Origin of the sequence: Microbacterium maritypicum MF109 (assembly GCF_000455825.1) — a bacterium.
Lineage (GTDB): Bacteria > Actinomycetota > Actinomycetes > Actinomycetales > Microbacteriaceae > Microbacterium > Microbacterium maritypicum_A.
In genome coordinates this window covers 180349-202152 of sequence record NZ_ATAO01000217.1, presented here as the reverse complement: position 1 = coordinate 202152, position 21804 = coordinate 180349, and the positions used below count along the sequence as shown (strand labels likewise).

The window sequence follows — 21804 nt, the reverse complement described above, 5'->3', positions numbered from 1 at the left end:
CGGCTAGCGTGGAGGCACCACAGTCGGGCGTTCGCGCCTGCCGAAAGAAGGGAAAGACCGATGAACATCCTCCTGATCATCGTCATCGTCGTCGCAGTGATCCTTGCGATCACCGGAGGACTGGTGCAGTCGCTCCAGTTCCTCCTGTGGGTCGGGCTCGTCCTCCTCGCGATCGCTGTGATCGCCTGGTTGATCCGAGCGATCAGCGGCAGCCGCAAGGTCTGACGACTCCACACGTCTGACCCATCGAGGTGAGGCCCGCCGTTCGGCGGGCCTCACCTCTTCGGTGTGTGGGGCGTCTTACTTCTCGAACGCGTCCCGGACGCTGTCGCCGGCCTTGCCCGCGGCGTCCTTCACGTTCTCGCCGGCCTGCTTGGCGGAGGCCTTGACCTGATCCGCCTTGCCCTCGGCTTCGAGCTTCTCGTTGTCGGTGAGCTTTCCGACGCCTTCCTTGACCTTTCCGGCGGCCTTCTCGGCGGCGTTCTTGATGTCGTCTGCGGCACTCATGTGCGGCTCCTCTCGTAGGCGGATCGATTGCTTCCGACACTCTCACTCCTGCGGAGAAGCGGCCACGGGATTGACAATCGGCTCGCACCATGACAACGTTCGGCGCCCATCGACTCATGCACCGGGAAGGACTAGCCTGGCGCCAGGCGGGTGGTCCTGCCCGCGGACCTCGACCAAGGAAGCGGTGTGCGATGGACTCGATGATGATGGGCGCCATGTCGAAGAACATGGAGTCGATGCCCGACATGCAGATGATGGACATGGCCGTCATGCAGGCGTGCATGGATGCGTGCGCTGCCTGCGAGCAGGCCTGCACGGTGTGCTCGACGCAGATGATGGACTGCTCACCGGCGTGCATGAACTGCGCCGACATGTGCAACACCATGATGCGGTCGATGATGCGGATGCAGGGCATGACCCCGGCGTCGATGATGGCGATGCTGAACGCCTGCATCGCGATGTGCAGGACGTGCATGGACGCGTGCGGGCGGCATGCCGACGAGAGCGACGTCTGCCGGATGTGCGCTCAGGCGTGCCAGGCCTGCATGGATGCCTGCACCGCCATGAAGGACATGCTGATGGCGAGCGCCTGAACCGGAACGCCTGAACCTGAGCGCCCTGGACCGGGGGCGGGCTCAGGGCGCGATCAGACGGCTGCGACGTTGAACTGCGTGCCGCCGACGGCCAGCACGCCGTAGCGCGCGTGGAGTGCGACGGGGGTGCCCGGAGCGGCTTCGAGCGCGGCGCCGGAGCCGTTCCACAGATCGTGCGCTTCGCCGTCGAGTGTGCGCACCACGAGGTCTCCCGATACCGCGTCGGCAGACTCGACCAGGGCGTCGACCCACTCCGTGGGCGTCGCCGAGGCGATGCGTGCCTGGATGAGGTGCAGAGCATGGCCGGGGGCGAAGGAGGAGCACCGGCCGCCGTGGCTGCACATGCACGCCGCACGCTCACGCACCGGGAGGGGCGAAAGGCGGTTCAGCGGCGTGGACACGGTGGTCTCCTTCTGGTCGGACGTTCCGGAAAGACTAAGACGCCCTTCGCGCTGCGCCCAGGCGGGCCGACACGGAGTGAAACAAACGGGTGTAAGCTCGCCGGGTGCTGTCGTCGATGAGCGCCCACGGGGCGCAGAACGGAGCTGCAGGCGCCTTCCGCGCCGCAGACAGAGGCTGAGGACCCACCGGAGGCGGAACCCCCGTCCCCGGTGTCGTGACGTACCCGGCATCCGCGTCCGGGACCTTCCTCCCATCGACTCGCCCTCGCGGCGACCACCCCGAAAGCACTCATTCTCATGCGTCCCATCGACGAGCGCGGCATCCGCGCCTCCTTCCTCAACGCCTCCCGCAAGGAGGTCTCCGACCTGACCCTGCCGCACGGCTTCGCCGAGATCGACTTCGATCGCCTCGACTTCCTCGGCTGGGCTGACCCGAGGATGCCCCGCCGGGCCTACGTCGTCAGCTGGGTCGACGACGCCCCGGTCGGCGTCTTCCTGCAGCGCGCCGAACAGCGCGTGATCGCGCGGGCGCAATGCTCATGGTGCGAAGACGTCACGCTCCGCAACGACGTGCAGCTGTACGTCGCGCGCAAGGCCGGGCCGGCCGGACGCAAGGGCGACAGCGTGGGCGTGCTCACCTGCGCCGAGTTCGGCTGCAACCACAATGTCCGCATCCTGCCGCCCCTGGCCTACCAGGGGTTCGACCGCGAGTTCGCGCGCGACCTGCGCATCCTGCGACTGCAGGAGCACGTGGCCGGCTTCCTCGCCGAGGTCGCGGGCTGATCCCGGCTTCGGATTGCTCCGGTCGCACTTCCTGTCGCCCGCGAGGCGCGCAGGCGACGGAAAGTGCGACCGGAACGGCGGGGTGGATGACGGAACTAGGTGATCCGGGCGCGCACATGCGCCCAGGCGGGTGCGGCCAGCTCCGCCGACCGACGGGCGAACTCGTCGAAGCTGCGACGACCGGGCCAATCGGTCGGCAGCATCGAGGGGGGAAGCCCCGGGTCGGTGTACGGCAGCACCCGCCAACGGTCGATCAGCTGCACGTACGCGGCGAACGGCTCGGCGGGCAGCGTCGCGAGCGCGCCCTGGAAAGAGAGATGCTCGCCGCGCAGCGCCTCCAGGTCCCACCACTGCGCCGCGGCCTCGATCAGCGTGCCGGCGGGGACGGGCACGGATGTCGGGAACAGCGTCGCCCAGCCGCGCACGTCGAGTTCCTGGAGGATCTGCTCCACCTCCGCCTGAAGGTGGCCGGGACAGATCCACAGCGCCGGCGATACGACACCCGCGCCGATCCACTGCAGCCGTCGACGCAACTGGTGGCGTACGCTCCGTGCGCTCTCTGGGATTGAGAACGACACCAGGCACCAGGTGTCGGCATCCGTCATCTCCCGCATCTCGAAGATGCGTCGATCCCCACGTTCCAGCATCCCGGTGGCTGCGGGATTGAGGCGATAGCCGATCTGCTCTTCGCGCGAGGCGAGCAGCAGGCCCTTCTGCTTGAGGCGGGCGACACCCGTGCGTGCCTGTGCCGCTTCGATGCCCAGGTCGCCGGCGAAGGCGACCAGGTCGGCCGTCGAGATCCATCCGCCGAGCGGGCGCAGGAAGACGCCGATGAACGTCCGCAGCAGCGAGGCGGTGCTGCCGGGGCGCGCATCGATGTCGTCGAGCACGGGTGCGACGGCGGGGTCAGAGATCACCGGACTCCAACGCGTCGCGCACCGCGAGAACGCCGGTCACCGTCTCGACGTGCGAAGTGCTGAGCGGGGAGAGGCCGAGGCGGATGCCATCCGGGAACCGGAAGTCGGGGATGATGCCGTCCGCCCACAGGCGCCGCGTGACCTCACGGAAGTCGGGGTGGCCGATCGTCACATGACCGCCGCGCCCCCCGGCGTCGCGGGGGCTGAGCAGTCGCACGCCGAGAGGGGCGAGCAGCTCGTCGTAGGCCTGCACCGCAAGATCGGTCAGCGACTGCGACTTCGCCCGCACTCCCTCGACCGTGGACTGCTCGATGAGGTCGAGCATGCCTTGCATCGCGAGCATCGAGGTCACCGGCGGCGTGCCGCTGAGCAGTTGGCGGATGTCGCCCGATGGTACGTACTCCGGCCCCATCGCGAAGATGTCGGCCGCGCTCCACCAGCCCTGGATCGGCTGGCGCAGCACCCCCTGCAGTCCGTGGCGGAGGTAGGCGAAGGCGGGGGAGCCCGGTCCGCCGTTCAAGTACTTGTAGGTGCAGCCGACGGCCATGTCGACACCCCACTCGTCGAGCTGCATCGGGACCACGCCGGCGGAGTGGCACAGATCCCACATCATCAGTGCTCCGGCCTCATGCGCGGCAGCCGTGATGCCCGGCATGTCGGCCAGGGCGCCCGAGCGGTAGTCGACATGGCTCAGCGACACCAGCGCGGTGCGTGCGGAGACGACGGCCTCGACGTCGGCGACGGTCACCCCGTGCACCGGGTCGGGTTCGAGCCAGCGCAGAGTCATCCCGGTCTCGACGGCCACCCCCTCGGCGAGGAACCGGTCGGTGGGGAAGTTGCCGGCCTCGATCACGAGTTCGGTGCGGGTGGGATCGGCGCTCGCGGCGGCGCGCATGAGCTTGTAGATGAGCACGCTGGTCGAATCGGCGACGACCGTCTGCCCGGCAGCGGCACCGAGCGCCACCCGCCCGATGCGGTCACCGAGCTCCATCGGCAGCGCCATCCACTGCTCGTCCCAGGAGCGGATCAGCCGTGTTCCCCAGTCGTCGCGCACGAACGCGGCGAGCTTGTCGGGCATGTCGCGCAGCGGTCGGCCGAGGGAGTTGCCGTCGAGGTAGGCCGTGACGCCCGGGGCTTCGGCGAACGCGTCGAGGTGGGCGCGCAGCGGATCGGCGGCGTCGAGAGCGCGGGCGTGCGCGAGGAGCGAGGGGGCGGATGTCGTGGTCATGTCACACCTTCAGGTCTGCGGGGGTGAGGGGGCGGGCGTCGAGCGGATCGGCGCTCGACGGGGTTCCGCCCGGGATGAGGAGGAGCACGGAGGTGGGGTCGAACGGATCCCCGGGCGCGAGTGCGCGCAGGAGGGCGGCGTCGTCGAGCCCGGCTTCGCGGAGGGCGGCGATCTCGCGCGGGTTCAGGTCGACCGGCATCGGCCCGTTGCCCAGATCGGTGCCGTAGAGCACGGTCCCGCCTGCGGCGTGGAAGCGACGCACGTTGTCGATCGCGATCGCGCGCTCGGGGTCTTCGTGGATCGCGAGCGTCGAGATCCACGAGGCCGAGGCCGCCTGGCGCACGATCTCCGCGTCGTCGAGGCGCTCCGTGAACGGGGCATGGGCCAGGTGGGAGGCGCCGAGACGCACGACGCGCTGCGCTTCGCCCGCCCCTTCGGCATGCGCGACGACCGCAAGGCCGTGCTCGTCGGCCGCCCGCACGATCGCGCGGAAGAGGTCGTCGGAGAGCACCGGTCCTGCGGCGCTGTTGCTGGTGACCTTGAGGCGGGTGGCTCCGGCCGCCGCCATCCCGGCGACCGCGGCGGCGGCGGAATCCGCGTCGGTGATCTCGCGGACGGAGCCCTCCGGTGCCCAGTCGCGGTCGGAGGGGTAACCGCCCGGAGCGGTCAGGAAAGCGCCGGCATAGTCGATCGCGACCGCCTGCACGGCGAGCCGGCTCAGCACCTGGGGGTTGCCGCCGAGGTCGATCACGCGGCCGAGGCGCGACCCTGCCAGCAGGCCGTGCGCGACGAGCTGCAGGTGCACGTGGTGGTCGGTGAATCCGCCGGTGATGGCGCCGGGGATGCGGGGGAGGTCGGGGGTGGGGCGCTCATCGCGCAGCCGCACGCGCCCGTCGGCGAGCTCGACGACGCCCTCGCGCCATGCGGTCCCGTCGAAGAACGTCGCGGCCTTCATCAGCTGCCGATCTCGGTGCGCACGGTGTAGAGCTCGGGGAAGAACGTCAGGTCCAGCGCGCGCTGCAGGAATCCGACCCCGCTGGAGCCACCGGTGCCGACCTTCATTCCGATGGTCCGGGCGACGGTCTTGAGGTGCCGGAAGCGCCAGAACTGGAAGTTGTCCTCGAGGTCGACCAGGTCTTCGCACGCCTCGTACAGGTCCCAGTACCGGCTCGGGTCCTGGTAGATCTCGCGGATCGCCGGCACCAGCTCAGGGATCTCCCGGTAGGGCTCGCGCACGTCGCGCTGGAGGATCGAGCTCGGGATCGGCAGCCCACGGCGGGCGGCGAAACGCAGGAATTCGTCGTACAGGGTCGGCTTCTCCCATTCGGCGGTGAGCAGAGCGAGATTGGCGGGGTGGTCGGCGAAGACGCTCAGCATCTTCGCGTTCTTGTTGCCGAGGGCGAACTCCACCGCCCGGTACTGCACGGACTGGAAGCCCGACGAGTTGCCCAGTGCCCCGCGGAACTGTGCGTACTCAGTGGGGGTGAGCGTGGCGAGCACCGACCACTGCTGCGTCATCACGTCTTGGATGCGCTTGACCCTGGCGATGCGCTTCAGGGCCTCGCGCAGGTCGTCGCGGGCGAGCAGCTCGCGAGCGGAGGACAGCTCATGCAGCAGCTGCTTGAGCCACAGCTCGGTGGTCTGGTGCTGGATGATGAACAGCATCTCGTCGTGGTGCTGCGGTGCGCTCACCGGATGCTGCGCGGTGAGCAGCTGGTCGAGCGCCAGGTACGAGCCGTAGGTCATCCGCCCCGAGAGGTCGGTGACGATACCGGATTCGAGGGCGCGTTCGTTCTCGGTGTGCATGCGCCGAACATATCACTATCGTGGCGAGCGTCACAGGAGTGTTATGTCACGCTGGCGGCTCTTTCAGAGCGCGGGGGTGCGCGTCGGCGGCGTGCGACGCGTGCCAGGGCCGCCTGCCGCTTCGAATGCCGAGGCGAAACGCAGCAGTCGCGTGTCGTCGTACGCCCGTCCCGCGAATGTCAGCCCGATCGGCATGTCGATGTCGCTCATCAGTCCCATCGGCACGGTGACGGTCGGGATGCCGAGGTGACGTATCGCGAGGTTGCCGTTCGCGATCCACACGCCGTTGCGCCAGCCGAGGTCGGCGGATTCCGGGTTCACGTCCATGTCGGCCGGCCCCACGTCGGCGACCGCGGGGAAGACCACGGCGTCGAGCCGCAGCACATCCATCCACACCTCGAGGTCACGGCGGCGGGTCTCCTCCAGACCGCGCAGCCCGTCTTCGAGCTCGGGCATGTCCCTGTACGAGACGTCGGGATGGTGGCGCACCCAGTCCGGATACTCGGCGATATCGTCGTCGAACCCGGTGTAACGGTCGGGAAGCGCGCCCTCCGGATGCGGGAAGATCCTGGCGCCGTCGACCTCGGCGAGCGAGCGCAGGCCCGGGTCGCCGTTCGCCTGCAGGAAGTCCTCCCACGCCCACGCCGAGAGGTCGACGATCTCGCGGTGCAGGTACTCGGGAGACACCAGGCCGCGAGTCGCGATGGTGTGCGCCCCCGGACGGTCTCTCTCGTAGTTCGACACCACGGGGAAGTCGACCTCGATCACGGTCGCTCCGGCAGCGGTGAGGTCGCGGCGGGCGGCCTCCCAGCGCGCGATGATGCTCGCCCGTGTGTCGATGCGCCGGCCGGTGGGGCCGCCGATGCCCGGGCTCTCGGTGCTGCCGGCATCCGGGTCCGCATTGATGTACATGCGGGGGATGCCGATGCGTGCACCGACGAGCGTGCGCGCCGTGTCCGCGGCGAGGGCGCGATACGACTCCGGGCGGACGGCGGATGCGGCGGGCAGCTCGACCCACGGCTGCGCCCGCCAGAAGTCGCCGCGGGTCTCGGCGTCGTCGGCGACGATCACGTCGAGCACCTCGAGCAGATCGGCCATCGAGCGGGTGTGCGGCACCACGACGTCCATGGTCGGCACGAGAGGCCAGTTCCCGCGGGTCGAGATCACGCCGCGTGAGGGGGTGTAGGCGCACAGCGCGTTGTTGGTCGCGGGGCCCCGGCCGCTCGACCAGGTCTCCTCGCCGAGGCCGAAAGCGGCGAAACTCGCCGCCGTCGCCGTGCCGGAGCCGTTCGACGAGCCGGAGGCGAAGGGCGCTGTGAGGAAGGCCGCGTTGTACGGACTCTCCGCGCGACCGTAGGCACCACGCTGCATGCCGCCGTTCGCCATCGGAGGCATGTTCGTGAGCCCGAGGCAGATGGCTCCGCCCGCACGCAGCCGCTCGATCGTGAAGGCATCGCGCTGGGCCACGAGCTCCGCGAAAGCGGGACTTCCCGCGGCGGCGGTGAGGCCGCGCACGAGGTAGCTGTCCTTCGCTGTGTAGGGGATGCCGTCGAGGGGCCCGAGGGCCTCGCCGCGGGCGCGACGAGCATCCGATGCCGCCGCCTCGGCACGGGCCTCCGGGTTGGCGACGACGACGGCGTTCAGCGCCGTAGCCGTGCCGGGGGCGTCGAAGGCGGCGATGCGCGCGAGGTAGGCGTCGATGAGTTCGACCGCGGTCGTCTCGCCGGTCTCGAGGGCGCGCCGCAGCTCGGCGATGGATGCCTCCACCACGTCGAACATCAGTGGCTTCCGTCGAGGGCGGGCTGCTGCTGAGTGATGCAGTGGATCCCTCCGCCGCGGTCGAACAGCGGGCGCGCATCCACCGTGACGACCCGGCGTCCGGGGTAGGCGTCGGCGAGGATCTCGCGCGCCGCGGCATCCGCCTTCTCGTCGCCGAAGCCGCACGCCACCACGCCGTCGTTCGTGACCAGGTGGTTGACGTAGCTCCAGTCGACGGGCCCCTCCTGGTCCGTCAGCGTGGAGGGTGCGGGCAGGTCGATCACCTCGAAGCGGCGTCCGGCGGCATCGGTCTGCTCCGAGAGCAGGGCGCGCAGCTCACGGGTGACGGCGTGGTCGGGGTGCTCGGGGTTCTGCTGATCGTGCAGCAGCAGCCGCCCGGGCGAGACGATGGTGGCGACGATGTCGACGTGGCCGTTCGTGCCGAAGTCGTCGTAGTCGCGAGTGAGCCCACGGGGCAGCCACACGGCCTTGGTCGCGCCGATAGTGCGGGCCATCTCGGCCTCGATCCGCTGCTTGTCGGCGAAGGGGTTGCGCCGAGGGTCGAGCTGCACGGTCTCGGTGAGCAGCACGGTGCCCTCGCCGTCGACGTGGATGCCGCCGCCCTCGTTCACGAGTGTGGAGCTCACGAGCTCCGCCCCGACGGCGCCGGCGACGATGCGCGCGTGCTGCGCGGCCTTGCGCCACTCGGCCCATTCCGGCGCACCCCAGCCGTTGAAGATCCAGTCGACCGCACCGAGCACTCCCGGCCGGTCGTCGTCGACCACGAACGTCGGCCCGGAATCGCGCATCCAGAACTCGTCGACCGGCGCTTCGACGATCTCGATGCTGCTGCTGAGCATGCGCCGGGCCCTGTCGACCTCGCTCGGGTCGACCAGCATCGACACGGGCTCGAATTCTGCGACCGCATGGGCGACGGCGGTCCAGGTGGCGTAGCCCTCTTCGCGCGCCGTGTCGGTGTCGCCGAGGGTCTCGCCCTCTGCAGGGAACGCCATCCAGGTGCGCTCGTGACGTGCGGTCTCGGTGGGCATGCGCCAGCTCATCGTGATCTCCTCGCTGCTGCCGGTTCTTCTATTGAACATGCGATCAACAGGTGTTACGGTAACCCCTGATGAAGACCACGTCAACAGGTGCGGGCGCTCGCCGGATGTCGCCGGAGGAGCGCGATCACTCGATCCTCGACGGCGCGATCGGCCTTGCGCGCGAGAGTGGTCTCGAGAGCCTCACCGTGCGGGCGGTCGCCGCTCGCGTCGGGGTGACTCCGGCGCTCGTGGCGCACTACCGGCCGGGGATGGACGCGTTCGTCGCCGATGTGTTCGGGCTGATCGTGGCGGCTGAGCGCGACGAGGTGATCGCCGCGTTCGATGGCGCCGACGGCCCCGCCGCGCTGCGGGCCGGTCTGCTGCGCCTGATCGAGACACTCCTCGACGCCGACCGCGACGACGTCACCCTGATCTGGGTGCAGGCGTGGGCGCTCGGTGCTCGCAACGAGGCGCTCGCCGCCCGCGTGCGGCAGGAGATGGACGCGTGGCAGAGCGCGCTGGAGCAGATCTTCGCCCGGGCCGCGGCGACCGGTGCGATCGCGGCCGGCCGCGCCGACATGGCCGCGTGGCTGCTGCTCGCGATGGTCGACGGAATGAACGCGCACTCCCTCGTGAAGTGGGCGCCCCGCGACCGCGCCGACCTGGCCAGGCGTGCACTGTCGGCCGTGCTCGACACCGCACCGCTCGACATCGCACCGCTCGACACCGCACCCGCCGACTCTCTATCTGCCGACTCCCGATCTGATGACAAGTAAAGGAACGCCCATGGATGCTGTGCGCATGCACGCGGCCTCGCCCGAATCGACGGCGATCGTCGACGCCGTGCTCGACTACTCGCGTCGTCGCATGCTCGCCGCCGACGTGCCGCTCGACAAGCCCCAGTCCGAGGCCGAGCTGAACCGCCTCGTCGGGCCCACGATCACCGATGCGGGACTCGGGGCCGCGCGTGCCCTCAGCGTGTTCGAGCACGTCCTCGCCCCGGCGTGCCTGACCACGAGTCACCCGTTGTATCTGTCGTTCATCCCGACAGCGCCGACCATGGCGGCGATCGCGTTCGACCTCGTCGTGTCGGCATCCGGACTCTACGGCGGCAGCTGGCTCGAGGGCGCGGGGGCCGTGCACGCCGAGAACGAGGTGCTGTCGTGGCTCGCGAGCGAGTTCGGGCTGCCCGAGACCGCGGGCGGAGTGTTCGTGCAGGGCGGCACGATCGGCAACCTCTCGGCACTGGTCGCCGCGCGCGAGGCGGCGAAGGCGCGGCTGATCGCGGCCGGCAAGGAGCTGCCGAGCCGATGGAAGATCCTGTGCAGCGTCGAGGCGCACTCCTCGAACAAGTCGGCCGCGAAGGTGATGGATGCCGACGTGCTGCTGGTTCCTGCGGGCGACGACGGCGTGCTGCGTGCGGAGGGCGTGCGCGAAGCCCTCCTCGCGCACGGTGACGAGATCTGTGCGGTCGTCGCGACCGGCGGCTCGACCAACTTCGGCATCGTCGACGACATCGAGGGGATCGCGGCGCTCAAGGACGAGTTCGATTTCTGGCTGCATATCGACGGTGCCTACGGTCTCACCGCGATGCTGGCGCCGGAAGCGCGGCACATCTTCGCCGGCGTCGAGCGCGCCGACTCGGTCATCGTCGATCCGCACAAATGGCTGTTCGCACCGTTCGACTGCTGCGCGCTGATCTACCGCGACCCCGACAGCGGGCGCCGGGCGCACACGCAGCATGCCGAATACCTCGACATCCTCACCGACGTCGACGAGTTCAGCCCCTCGGACTACTCCATCCAGTTGACGCGTCGCCCGCGCGGCCTGCCCATGTGGTTCTCGGTCGCGACCTATGGGGTCACGGCCTACCGTGAGGCGGTGAGTGCCGGACTCGCGCTGACGCGACGGATCGCCGCGGAGATCGCCCGACGTCCGGAGCTGCGTCTGGTGCGAGACCCGCAGCTGTCGATCGTGGTGTTCGAGCGCGACGGCTGGGAGCGTGCCGACTACGACCGATGGTCGGCGGCCCTGCTCGACTCGCAGCGGGCGTTCGTGGTCCCCAGCTCCCATGCCGGGCGTCCGAACACACGCTTCGCCATCCTGAATCCCCTCACCACGTTCGAAGACCTCGTCGGCATCCTCGACACGATGAAGTAGCCCGGCGGCCCGCGGTGCGCGACTCCGGATGCGGATGCCGGTGCGCGACAGTGATCGAACCCGTGGCGGTTCAGCCGGCCATCCCGGCGATGAGTCGACGCAGGCCGTACTCGAAAGCGCGGTCGACGTCGCCGCCGAGTCGGAACGCTCCGGACAGCTCCATCTGCAGGAAGCCGGTCGCCCAGGCGGTGAACAGACGGGCGGCGTCGAGCGCGTCGTCGTCACCGACCAGGGAGGCGGCGGCGCGCATGAGGGGTGCCGCCGAACGTTCCAGCGCGTCATGCGGAGCCGCGATCGTGAACATGATCCGGAAGCCCTCTGGATGCGCGTGCGCGAAGTCGCGGTAGGCATGAGCGAGCGCACCGATGTCGTCGCCCGCGGCTTCGAGCCGCGCCGTGAGCGCATCGATCGACGCGGTGGCGACGGCGGCGTGCAGAGCATGCCGGTCCCGCACCCGCTTGTAGAGCGAGGGGGCGCGGACGCCCACCCTGTTCGCGACCGCCTGCATCGTGAGGCCCGAAGGTCCCGCGACCTCGAGGATCTCCCGGCCGGCCGCGACGATCTCGTCGGTGGACGTGCGTTCCGGTGTCGGCATCGGATCCTCCCTGGATGGCTATTGACAATAGCCATGATAGCTACGTAACGTAGCCATCGCAATCATCCCGAGAGGATCCGCCATGAAGCTCGCACCGCACCTGCACCGCCTCGGCAACGACATCGTCGCCTCGTACCTGATCGACCTGCCCGAGGGCATCACCCTGATCGACGCGGGGCTGCCAGGGCACTGGCACGATCTGCAGCGCGAACTCGCCGCGCTCGGTCGCCCGCTGTCCGACATCCGCGGACTCGTCCTCACCCACGGCGACGGCGATCACATCGGCTTCGCCGAGCGGCTGCGCACAGAGGCGGGAGTGCCGGTGTTCATCCATGCGGCCGACGGCCATCGTGTGCGCACCGGGGAGAAGCCGAAGACCGCGATGGGACCGGCGAAGATCGGGCCCACGCTCGGCTTCTTCGCCTACGGCCTGCGCAAGAACGCCCTGCGCACACATCACGTGTCGGTCGTCACGGAAGTCGGCGACGGCGACGTGCTGGATCTGCCCGGTGCTCCGGTCGTCATCGGGATGCCCGGCCACTCGCCGGGGAGCATCGCGGTGCACGTGCCGGCCGTCGACGCGGTGTTCGTCGGCGACGCGCTGGCCACTCGGCACGTGCTCACGGGACGGACCGGGGCGCAGCCCGCGCCCTTCACGGACGAGCCCGACGAGGCGCTCGCCTCGCTCGACCGCCTGGCCGCGGTCTCGGCCTCCTGGGTGCTGCCGGGTCACGGCGCGCCCTGGCACGGCTCCCCGACCGACATCGCCGCCGCCGTGCGAGCCTCGGCCTGAGGCCCACGTCCACCGTCAGCGGTTGCCGAGCACGGTGGCGGTGTCGCTCACGGTGATCTGCGGGGGATACAGTCCCATGACGTGCAGCGCGGTCGCGTGGTTCTCCGCAGTCGAGCCGGCGCAGGCATCCGCGGCGATCGTGACGTGCGCACCCGCGTCGGCCGCGGCCAGAGCCGTCGAGATTACGCAGCAGTCCGTCGAGACCCCGGCGAGCACCAGGCGCCCTCCGCGACCGACCACCGCTTCGAGCTCGGGGCCCCACTTGCCGAACGTCGGCAGGTCGAGGCTCGGATGCGGGGAGAGGTCGATCGCTTCGGGCACCAGGGCGAACAGCGGGTCGCCCGGCGGCTGGTCGGCGAACGGCCAGGCTGCGAAGTAGTCGCCCCAGGAGGTGGACCGATCGGCGGTCGGCACCCAGCGCGTCACGAGCACGCGGTCGCCGAACGCCTCCGCCAGGGCGCGGATGCTCGGCATCGCCTCGGCGAAGAAAGGTGAACCCCACGCAGACTCCGGCGAGGCGAAGATCGCCTGCGGATCGATCACCACGAGCCAGGTGTCCCCGGCCGCCGGAGCTTTCACACGGCCTCCTGGCGCCGGATCTTCGCGGCCCTGGCGACGTAGGTCACGAGGAACGACAGCACCAGCGCGAAGAACACCCCGAGGTTCGCGTATGCCCACTCGCCGTCCCTGCCGCCGATGAGGAACAGCAGGTAGCCCTGCCAGTTGTTCCACGCGGCATCCTCGGCGAAGTTGTTCACGACCAGGCCCCAACCGATCACGCTCGTGACGACCAGGGTGCCGATCGATGTCCAGTCCCACGCGCCGTAACGACCGTTCTGATCGAACAGGGCCTCTTCGTCATAGTCCTTCCGGCGGCGCAGGATGTCGGCGATCAGGATGCCGGCCCACGAGGCGAGCGGCACACCGAGCGTGATCAGGAAGCTCTGGAACGGCCCCAGGAAGTCGGTCGCGAAGAACACCACGAAGATCGTGCCGAGCGTCAGGATCACGCCGTCGATCGCGGCCGCCGACGGGCGCGGGATGCGGATGCCGAGGCTGAGCAGGGTGAGCCCGGAGGAGTAGATGCCCAGCACCGCGCCCGAGACGAGCGCGAGCACGGCCGTCAGCAGGAACGGCACAAGTACCCAGGGAGGAAGGATCGAGGCGAGCGCGCCGATCGGGTCGGCGGCGATCGCGTTCATGAGGTCTTCGTCGGAGCCGCCGAGCAGCAGGCCGAACACCACGAGGATCACGGGTGCCACGGAGCCGCCGATCGTGTTCCAGGCGACGATCGCCCCGTCGGACGCCGTGCGCTTCTGGTACCTCGACCAGTCGGCGGCGATGTTGATCCAGCCGAGCCCGAATCCGGTCATCACCATCACGAGCGCGCCGATCACCTGACCGATACCGCCGTCGGGGCGGGCCAGCACGGCGGAGAAGTCGATCGCCGGCGCCGCGAGGACGATGTAGACCACGGTGACCACGCCGGTGATCCAGGTGAGCACCGACTGCAGCTTCATGATCGTGTGATAGCCGAGCACGGAGGCGGTCACGATCAGCGCTGCGACGATGACGGTCGCGACGATGCGCAGCCAGATGCTGTCGCCGTCACCGCCGAGTTGCGTGATGACGGTCGCGGTGGCGAGTACCGCCATGATCGCGAGGAACGTCTCCCAGCCGATCGAGGTCAGCCACGAGACGATCCCCGGAACCTTCTGGCCCTGCACGCCGAACGCCGCGCGGGAGAGCACCATGGTGGGCGCCGAGCCGCGCTTGCCGGCGATCGCGATGAGCCCGCACAGCAGGAACGACACCACGATGCCGATGATCGAGACGAGCGTCGCCTGCCAGAACGAGATGCCGAAGCCCAACACGAACGAGCCGTACGACATGCCGAACACCGAGACGTTCGCCGCGAACCACGGCCAGAACAGGTCACGAGGCTTCGCGGTGCGCTCGGATTCGGGGATGATCTCGATGCCCGCACGCTCGATGAGGGCCGGCTTGATGTCCGTCATGCTCACATCCTGGCACTGCGGGGGCGCGGCCGGGCGGACTTCGCGTGGGCCGGAACCGCCCGCGTGCTCAGCCGGCGAAGAACGACTGCGCGGTGCGGGCCAGATCGTGCAGGTCGGAGACCCCGGCGAGCTCTCGTGCGGAGTGCATCGAGAGGATGGGGATGCCCACGTCGACCGTGCGGATGCCGAGGCGGGTCGCCGTGATCGGGCCGATCGTCGAGCCGCACGGCACGCTGTTGTTCGACACGAACTCCTGCGTCGCGACGCCTGCGCGCTCGCACCAGCTCCGCCATGACGCCGTGCCGATCGCATCCGTCGCATAGCGCTGGTTGGCGTTGATCTTCAGGATCGGTCCCGAGCCGAGCACCGGCTGCACCACGGGGTCGTGCTTGGCGGCGTAGTTCGGGTGCACCGAGTGTCCGACGTCGCTCGACAGGCACCACGACGAGGCATACGCCTGACGGCGCGCGGATCCATCGGCGCCCAGCCTCGAATACACGCGCTCGAGCACGTCTTCGAGGAAGGGGCCGGCGGCCCCGGAACGGGACTCCGAGCCGAGCTCCTCGTGGTCGAACGCGGCGAGCACCGCGATCGGTGCGCCCGCGGACGGTTCGTGCGTCGCGAGTGCGACCACGCCGGCGTGCACCGAGGCGAGGTCGTCGAGACGGCCGGAGGCGAAGAACGCGTCGTCCTTGCCGAACACCGCGCCGCGTGCGGAGTCGGCGACGACCACGTCGTATCCCCGGATCTCGGACGCTGCCACGTCGGCCGCTGCGGCGAGTTCGGCGAGGATGTCGGCCTCGGTCGGGTCGCCCAGCCCCCACACGGGCTGCGTCTCGGTCTGCTTGTCGAGGGCCAACCCGTTGTTGACGCCGCGATCGAGGTGGATCGCGAGCTGCGGCAGGCGCAGCAGGGCGCCGGTGTCCGCCAGCACGACACGGCCGTCGGCCAGCGCCAGTCGCCCGGCGAGGCGCAGCTCGCGGTCGAGCCAGGAGTTCAACAGCGGTCCGCCGTACACCTCGACTGCAGCCTGCAGCCAGCCCCGCGAACCGGTGGTCGGCTGCGGCTTGAGCTTGAACCCGGGGGAGTCGGTGTGCGCGCCGAAGATCTGCACCGGCGTGGTGGTCGCGGCGTCCGACGGCACGACCCAGGCGATCGCCGCGCCGTCGCGCACGACCACGAAGCGCCCACCGGGCTGAAGAGGCCATTCGTCTTCCTCCTGCAGCCGCGTGAACCCCGATTCCTCCAGTCGTCGAGCGACCTCGGCCGCCGCGTGGTAGCTCGAGGGCGAGGCGGCGACGAAGTCGGCGAGGTCCTCGGCGTGGGCGAGGGCTGCGGGGGTGACGGGCATGTCGTGACCTTCCTGGAGAACGCGGTGCTTCGAGCGTAGTCGGGGACTTCGTCCGAAGGCGGGTCTACCACTTTCGGCTACACCCGGGTTAGCCTTCCAGCGGGGGAGATGCCGGTTCGGGCTCTTCCGTGAACCGGGGAGAACTTCACATGCGTGCACACCCACGTCTGTCCATTCGTCGCGCCATCGCGGGGGCGACTTCGGTACTGCTGCTGGCTGCTGGCCTCACCGTCGTCACCGAAGCGGTCGCTCCGACATCGGCATCGGCGGCGCAGACCCCGACCAGCTGTCAGGGAACGGTCGCCCTCGTCAACGGCGGGTTCGAGGCGCCGGTGATCCCGAACGCCTCGGTGTCGCTCCCCGACGAGAACCAGGTCCCCGGGTGGTTCACGAACGACAGCCTGAACCAGATCGAGCTGTGGAGCAGCGGATTCAACGGCGTCACCGCCGCCGCGGGGCGGCAGTTCGCCGAGCTCAACGCGAACAGCCCCAGCCGGCTCTATCAGGACGTGGCGACGACGCCGGGCCAGACGCTGTCGTGGTCGCTCAAGCACCGCGGGCGCACCGGGACCGACGTCATGCGCGTCGTGATCGGCACCCCGACCGGAGCCCTCGTGCAGAGCGGCCCCAACCTCTCCGACGGGAACACGGCCTGGGGCGCGCACACCGGCACGTACACCGTTCCCGCGGGTCAGACGGTGACGCGCTTCGGCTTCGAGGCGGTCAGCTCGGCTGGTGGCAGCGCTTCCGTCGGCAACTTCCTCGACGACATCACCTTCGGAACCGGCCCCTGTCTCATCACGAACAAGTCGGTGACCAATCTGACGCGCGGAGGCACGACCGCTGAGGTGGGCGACACGCTGCGCTACACGGTCACCACGAACAACGGCGGCGGGAACCCGGCGCTGCAGTCGGTGTCGTCCGACGTGCTCGCCGCAGGGATCGACTTCGTCCCGGGCTCGCTCAAGATCATCAGCGGAGCGGGCACGGGTGCCCTCACCGACGCCGCCGGCGATGACCGCGGCTCGTACACCTCGGGGAGCCGCACGGTGCAGGTGCGCCTCGGTGACGGGGGTACGGCCACTGCAGGCGGGTCCATCGGCGTGGGAGCGAGCACGAGCTACACCTTCGACGCCAAGGTCAATGTCTCGGCCGCGGCGACCACGATCGTCAATGAGGCACGGGTCGCCTTCCGCGACAACGTCGTCGGCCAGGACCGCACCTCGGTCAGCCAGGAGACCCAGACCCCTGTGAACGCCGCCGCCGACCTGGCGATCACCAAGAGCATCGACACGGATCCGCTGGTCGCCGGCCAGCCGGTGACGTTCACGATCGGTGTGACGAACAACGGCCCGCAGACTGCGACAGGGGTGACGGTCACCGACCCCATCCCTGCAGGCATCACGAACGTCACGGTCGACTCGGGTGACGTGACGTGCACCGTCACCGCGACGGTGAACTGCGCCGTACCGGACATGGCGGTCGGGCAGAGCACCGAGATCAAGATCACCGGAACGCTCTCCCCGTCGGGCGACCCCGGGGCCTCGTTGTCGAACACCGCCACGGTCTCGGGCACCCGCACCGATCCGAATCTCGCGAACAACACCGCGAGCGTCGTCAGCACGATGTCCGCCCAGACCGACGTGTCGATCGTCAAGACGTTCTCCCCGTCCACGCCGGTCGCCGGCGAGCAGGTGACCTACACCCTCTCGGTCTTCAACGCCGGGCCGTCCGAGGCGCGCAACGTCGTGGTCACCGACCCGCTGGACCCGGACACGACCTTCATCAGCGCCGATCCCGGCCAGGGCACGTGCACGGCTCAGGGGTCGATGCTCACCTGCCAGGTGGGTACGCTCGCCCCCGGCGCGAGCTCCGTCGAAACCTTCGTCGTGGTGGAGATCAACCCCGGCGCCACCGCTGTGCTGCAGAACACCGCGACGGTGACGACCAGCACGACCGACACGAACCCGGCGAACAACGTCTCGTCGACCAGCTTCCAGCCCGATGTGATCGCCGACATGGCCGTCGTGAAGACGGCCTCCGCCGCGCAGGTCTCGGCCGGCGACACGATCGACTTCACTCTCGCTGTACGCAACCTCGGTGCGTCGGACGCCGTGAACGTGGCGCTCGTCGACACCGTGCCCGAAGGGTTCTCGGTGACGGGTGTCGACGCCCCGCCCGGCGCGACGTGCACATCCACCGCGAGTTCGATCATGTGCACCTGGGCGTCGTTCCTCGTCGGGGGACCGTCGAACGTGGTCGTGCACGCTCTGGTCGACGCCGATGCACCCGTCGGCACCGTGACGAACACCGCGTCCGTCGCGGCCCCCGCGGCCGACCGGGACACCACGAACAACTCCAGCTCGGTCGACGTCGAGGTCGTCCAGAGCGCTGACCTGAGCATCGTCAAGACGGCGCCGACGACGGGCGAGCCGGGGAGCTCTTTCACGTACACGCTCCGGGTTGCGAACGCGGGGCCCTCCGTCGCCCGCGGCGCCTCGGTCTCGGACACGCTCCCGGCGAGATTCCTCGACGTCGTCGTCAACGGACCGGGCTGCTCGATCGTCGGAGGGACGGTCGGGTGCGAGCTCGGCGACATCGCTCCCGGGGGATCGGTGGCGATCGAGGTCACGGGCACGTGGAGCACGACCGCGACGGGCGTGGTGTCGAACACCGCGACGACCACCTCCGGGACTCCGGATCCGAACACCGACAACAACACCTCGACGGTCGACGTCACGCTCGCGCCGAACGCCGACGTGAGCGTCGTCAAGACGACCTCGACCCCGACGGTTCCGCTCGGCGGGACCGCGACGTTCGAGGTCACGGTCACCAACGAAGGTCCGTCGGCGGCCGCCGGCGTGGTGCTCGACGAGCTGCTCCCCGTCGGGTTCATGCTCACCGGAGCCACGCCGTCGACAGGCACGTGGTCGATGGAGGACGCGCGCTGGACGGTGGGCACCCTGCTGCCGGGCGACTCCGAGACGATCACCGTCACCGCGACCGTCAACGCGGAAGGACAGCTGACCAACACCGCGATGGCGAGTTCGCGTACGCCGGATCCTGACACGTCGAACAACACCGGCACCGCGTCGGTGACCGTCACGCCCTCCGCCGACCTCGCGATCGTCAAGACGATCTCGGCGAACCCGGCTCCTCTCAACGGCGCCGTGACCTACACGCTCGTCGTGACCAACAACGGGCCGAGCATCGCTTCCGCCGTCGCGGTCTCCGATGCCCTTCCCGCTGGCCTGCTGAATCCGTCGACCGCCACCCCCGGGTGCACGGTCACCGGATCGCAGCTCGCGTGCACGCAGCCGACCCTCGCGGTCGGCGCCACCTTCACCGCGACGGTGAGCGGCACGGTCGACCCGTCGATCGCGGGTGCGACGCTGTCGAACACGGCGACGGTGACCTCGAGCACTCCTGACCCCGACCCGAGCGACAACACGTCGACGGTGACCGTTCCGGTCTCGGGAACGCCGCAGGTCGAACTCGTCAAGAGCGTCAGCGCTCCGACCGACACCGACGGTGACGGACGCATCGGTGCGGGTGACACGGTCGCCTACACCTTCACGGTCCGCAACACCGGCGACGTCACGCTCACCAGCGCCGCGATCACCGACCCGCTGCTCGGCGGTGCGGTGGCGTGCGCGGCCTTCGCCGCACCTTTGGCGCCGGGCGGCGCGGTGACCTGCGCGCCGGTCTCGTACACGCTCACGCAGGCGGATGTGGATGCCGGAACGGTGCGCAACACCGCCGCGGTGACGGCCGAGTCGGCCCAGGGCCCCGCGACCGACGATGCCGAGGCGAACGTCACGATCGCGGCGACCAACGGCATCAGTCTCGCCAAGAACCCGTCGACCGTGGTCGACGTGGACGGCGACTCCGCCGTCGGAGCCGGTGACACGATCGACTACACGTTCACCGTCACGAACAACGGCACGACGACGCTGCGCGACGCGGTGATCACCGACCCGATGCTCGGCGGAACCGTGGCGTGCCCCGAGCTCGATGGAATCGCGCTCGCACCGGGGCAGTCGGTCTCCTGCACACCGATCACCTACACGCTCACCCAGGCCGACATCGACGGCGGGCTCGTGCACAACGAGGCCGCGGTCACGGCGAACGCACCGATCGGCACGGTGACCGACACCGCGCAGGCGGACGTGGACATCACCGGTACCGCGGCGATCGAACTGCTCAAGAACGTCGGGCGCGTGCTCGACGCCGACGGCGACGGCTTCATCGGTGCCGGTGACACGGTCGACTACACCTTCTCGGTGCGCAACCTCGGCACCACCACCCTCACGGGTGTGGTGATCACCGACCCGATGCTCGGTGCGGGAACCCTCTGCGCAGTCGGTGCTCTCGCGCCGGGCGGCACCTCGGACTGTGGCTCGTTCACGTACACGCTGACCCAGGCCGACATCGAGGCCGAGATCGTCCGCAACACCGCCACGACGACCGGCACCAGCCCGCTCGGTCCAGTCAGCGACGACGCATCGGCCGACGTCGTGATCACCGGCACGAGCGCGATCGAGCTGACCAAGACCCCGGGAGCGATCGCGCTCGGGGAAGACGGTCGGGCAGGAGCCGGTGACACGGTCGGCTACACGTTCACGATCCGCAACAGCGGCACGACGGTGCTGCGCGACATCGTCCTCGACGACCCACTGCTGGGTGGCAGGGTCGACTGCGCCGCTCTCGACGGTCTCGAGCTGAGTCCGGGTGACGAGGTCACCTGCGGGCCGGTCGACTACGTGCTCACGCAGCAGAACGTCGACGACGGGACCGTGCACAACGTGGCCACCGTCGAGGGGCAGTCGCGCAACGGCAGCGCCGACGCCCAGGACGAGGCCGACGTGCGCGTCGCGGGCACCGACGACATCACGCTGCTGAAGTCCGCGGCAGCCGTGGTCGATGCCAACGGCAACGGACGCACGGATGCCGGTGACACCATCGCGTACACGTTCACCGTGACGAACGCGGGCACGACGACCCTCACAGGCGTCACGGTCAGCGACCCGCGCCTCGGGGCGGCGGTCACGTGCGATGCGACCGAGCTCGCCCCGGGTGAGTCGACCGTCTGCGCGGCCGGCGCCCCTGCCGTGCTCACGCAGGCCGAGATCGATGCGGGCGAGATCGAGAACACGGCCACCGCCACGGGAACCGGCACCTCGGAGATCCCGCCGGTCGCGACCGACACCGTGGTGACCCCGCTCGTGGCACAGCCGGCCATCGCCCTGACGAAGACCGGCGGCGACTACGTCGATGCCGACCGCAACGGGAAGATGAACGCGGGCGACACCATCGCCTTCCGGTTCACCGTCACCAACACGGGAGCGGTGACGCTGACGAACGTGAAGATCGACGACCCGAAGCTGGGTGGCGTCGTCGACTGCGCGATCCCCGCCCTCGCTCCCGGCGCCACGGCGAGCTGCGGTCCGGTGACCTACGCCCTCACCACGGCGGACATCGCGGCGAGCACAGTCGTCAACGTGGCCACGGCGAGTGGCGTCGGCGGGGCCGTGACGGTCACGGCTGCCGCCACCGCGACGGTCGACCTGAACGGGCTCGCCGCCACGGGTGGCGTGATCACCGGAATCGGCTGGGCGCTCGCGTTGCTCGCGGTCGGGGCCGTGGTGCTGCTGATCGCCCGCGTGCGTCGCCGCGACGTCGAGGTCTGACGCCGCTCCATCCGCACGACGCGCCCCGCCCGATGATCGAGCGGGGCGCGTCGTCGTTTCCCCGCCGTTCATCCGATCGCGTTAGGCTCGTCCCGATAGCGCCTAGGGTTCCGGGGTTCGCGCCCGTCTGGTCCGAGCGGCGCCACGGCCCTCCTCCACAGGAG

Annotated in this window: 19 protein-coding genes; 7 read left to right on the top strand and 12 right to left on the bottom strand. The window is 69.8% G+C overall.

Features of this window, described 5'->3' with window-relative positions; genetic code table 11:
• The first annotated feature begins 60 nt into the window (after positions 1–60).
• Positions 61–225 (top strand): hypothetical protein, encoded by a 165-nt coding sequence (locus L687_RS42910; protein WP_017201713.1) that lies wholly within the window; start codon positions 61–63, stop codon positions 223–225.
• Positions 226–300: 75 nt separating this feature from the next.
• Here the strand turns inward: L687_RS42910 and L687_RS38800 are convergent, their stop codons facing one another.
• Positions 301–507, bottom strand: coding sequence for a CsbD family protein (locus L687_RS38800; RefSeq protein WP_017829324.1), 207 nt, complete (start codon positions 505–507; stop codon positions 301–303).
• Positions 508–698: 191 nt separating this feature from the next.
• Between L687_RS38800 and L687_RS38795 the strand changes: the two genes are divergently transcribed.
• A complete protein-coding gene (locus tag L687_RS38795) occupies positions 699–1100 on the top strand; it encodes a hypothetical protein (protein WP_021201233.1) in 402 nt (133 codons plus the stop codon).
• Positions 1101–1153: 53 nt separating this feature from the next.
• Here the strand turns inward: L687_RS38795 and L687_RS38790 are convergent, their stop codons facing one another.
• A complete protein-coding gene (locus L687_RS38790) occupies positions 1154–1501 on the bottom strand; it encodes a hypothetical protein (RefSeq protein WP_021201232.1) in 348 nt (115 codons plus the stop codon).
• Positions 1502–1798: 297 nt separating this feature from the next.
• On the opposite strand from L687_RS38790, the gene L687_RS38785 reads away from it, so the two are divergent.
• Entirely contained in the window at positions 1799–2284 is a 486-nt protein-coding gene (locus L687_RS38785; protein WP_021201231.1) for an FBP domain-containing protein, read from the top strand.
• 95 nt (positions 2285–2379) lie between these two features.
• On the opposite strand, the gene L687_RS38780 is transcribed toward L687_RS38785, so the two are convergent.
• The 6 genes from L687_RS38780 to L687_RS38755 form a co-directional block, all read right to left on the bottom strand.
• Positions 2380–3201 (bottom strand): PaaX family transcriptional regulator, encoded by an 822-nt coding sequence (locus tag L687_RS38780; RefSeq protein ID WP_021201230.1) that lies wholly within the window; start codon positions 3199–3201, stop codon positions 2380–2382.
• Complete coding sequence (locus L687_RS38775) at positions 3191–4429, bottom strand: kynureninase (protein WP_021201229.1); 1239 nt, start codon at positions 4427–4429, stop codon at positions 3191–3193. The genes L687_RS38780 and L687_RS38775 overlap by 11 nt, the downstream gene beginning before the upstream one ends.
• Position 4430: 1 nt before the next feature.
• On the bottom strand, positions 4431–5384 hold the full coding sequence (locus tag L687_RS41670; protein WP_021201228.1) for a hypothetical protein: 954 nt from the start codon (positions 5382–5384) through the stop codon (positions 4431–4433).
• Positions 5384–6235, bottom strand: coding sequence for a tryptophan 2,3-dioxygenase (locus L687_RS38765; protein WP_021201227.1), 852 nt, complete (start codon positions 6233–6235; stop codon positions 5384–5386). The genes L687_RS41670 and L687_RS38765 overlap by 1 nt, the downstream gene beginning before the upstream one ends.
• Positions 6236–6298: 63 nt before the next feature.
• Complete coding sequence (locus tag L687_RS38760) at positions 6299–8014, bottom strand: amidase (protein WP_021201226.1); 1716 nt, start codon at positions 8012–8014, stop codon at positions 6299–6301.
• On the bottom strand, positions 8014–9054 hold the full coding sequence (locus L687_RS38755) for an agmatine deiminase family protein (RefSeq protein ID WP_021201225.1): 1041 nt from the start codon (positions 9052–9054) through the stop codon (positions 8014–8016). The genes L687_RS38760 and L687_RS38755 overlap by 1 nt, the downstream gene beginning before the upstream one ends.
• Positions 9055–9122: 68 nt before the next feature.
• Here L687_RS38755 and L687_RS38750 point away from each other — a divergent pair, with 68 nt between their 5' ends.
• Together L687_RS38750 and L687_RS38745 are read left to right on the top strand one after the other, a co-directional pair.
• Positions 9123–9809 (top strand): TetR/AcrR family transcriptional regulator, encoded by a 687-nt coding sequence (locus tag L687_RS38750; protein WP_046399016.1) that lies wholly within the window; start codon positions 9123–9125, stop codon positions 9807–9809.
• Positions 9810–9819: 10 nt separating this feature from the next.
• Positions 9820–11193 carry a pyridoxal phosphate-dependent decarboxylase family protein gene (locus L687_RS38745; protein WP_021201223.1) on the top strand — a complete coding sequence of 458 codons (1374 nt, stop codon included), beginning with the start codon at positions 9820–9822 and terminating at the stop codon, positions 11191–11193.
• Positions 11194–11263: 70 nt separating this feature from the next.
• On the opposite strand, the gene L687_RS38740 is transcribed toward L687_RS38745, so the two are convergent.
• Complete coding sequence (locus L687_RS38740; protein WP_021201222.1) at positions 11264–11788, bottom strand: TetR/AcrR family transcriptional regulator; 525 nt, start codon at positions 11786–11788, stop codon at positions 11264–11266.
• An 82-nt stretch (positions 11789–11870) separates the two neighbouring features.
• On the opposite strand from L687_RS38740, the gene L687_RS38735 reads away from it, so the two are divergent.
• A complete protein-coding gene (locus L687_RS38735) occupies positions 11871–12581 on the top strand; it encodes an MBL fold metallo-hydrolase (RefSeq protein ID WP_021201221.1) in 711 nt (236 codons plus the stop codon).
• 15 nt (positions 12582–12596) lie between these two features.
• Here L687_RS38735 and L687_RS38730 read toward each other — a convergent pair whose 3' ends face one another.
• The 3 genes from L687_RS38730 to L687_RS38720 form a co-directional block, all read right to left on the bottom strand.
• Positions 12597–13160, bottom strand: a complete 564-nt coding sequence (locus tag L687_RS38730) for a cysteine hydrolase family protein (RefSeq protein ID WP_021201220.1) — start codon at positions 13158–13160, stop codon at positions 12597–12599.
• A complete protein-coding gene (locus L687_RS38725) occupies positions 13157–14599 on the bottom strand; it encodes a purine-cytosine permease family protein (RefSeq protein ID WP_021201219.1) in 1443 nt (480 codons plus the stop codon). The genes L687_RS38730 and L687_RS38725 overlap by 4 nt, the downstream gene beginning before the upstream one ends.
• Positions 14600–14666: 67 nt before the next feature.
• Entirely contained in the window at positions 14667–15950 is a 1284-nt protein-coding gene (locus L687_RS38720) for a M18 family aminopeptidase (protein ID WP_021201218.1), read from the bottom strand.
• 149 nt (positions 15951–16099) lie between these two features.
• Here L687_RS38720 and L687_RS38715 point away from each other — a divergent pair, with 149 nt between their 5' ends.
• A complete protein-coding gene (locus L687_RS38715) occupies positions 16100–21640 on the top strand; it encodes a COG1361 S-layer family protein (protein WP_021201217.1) in 5541 nt (1846 codons plus the stop codon).
• Positions 21641–21804: the final 164 nt, after the last annotated feature.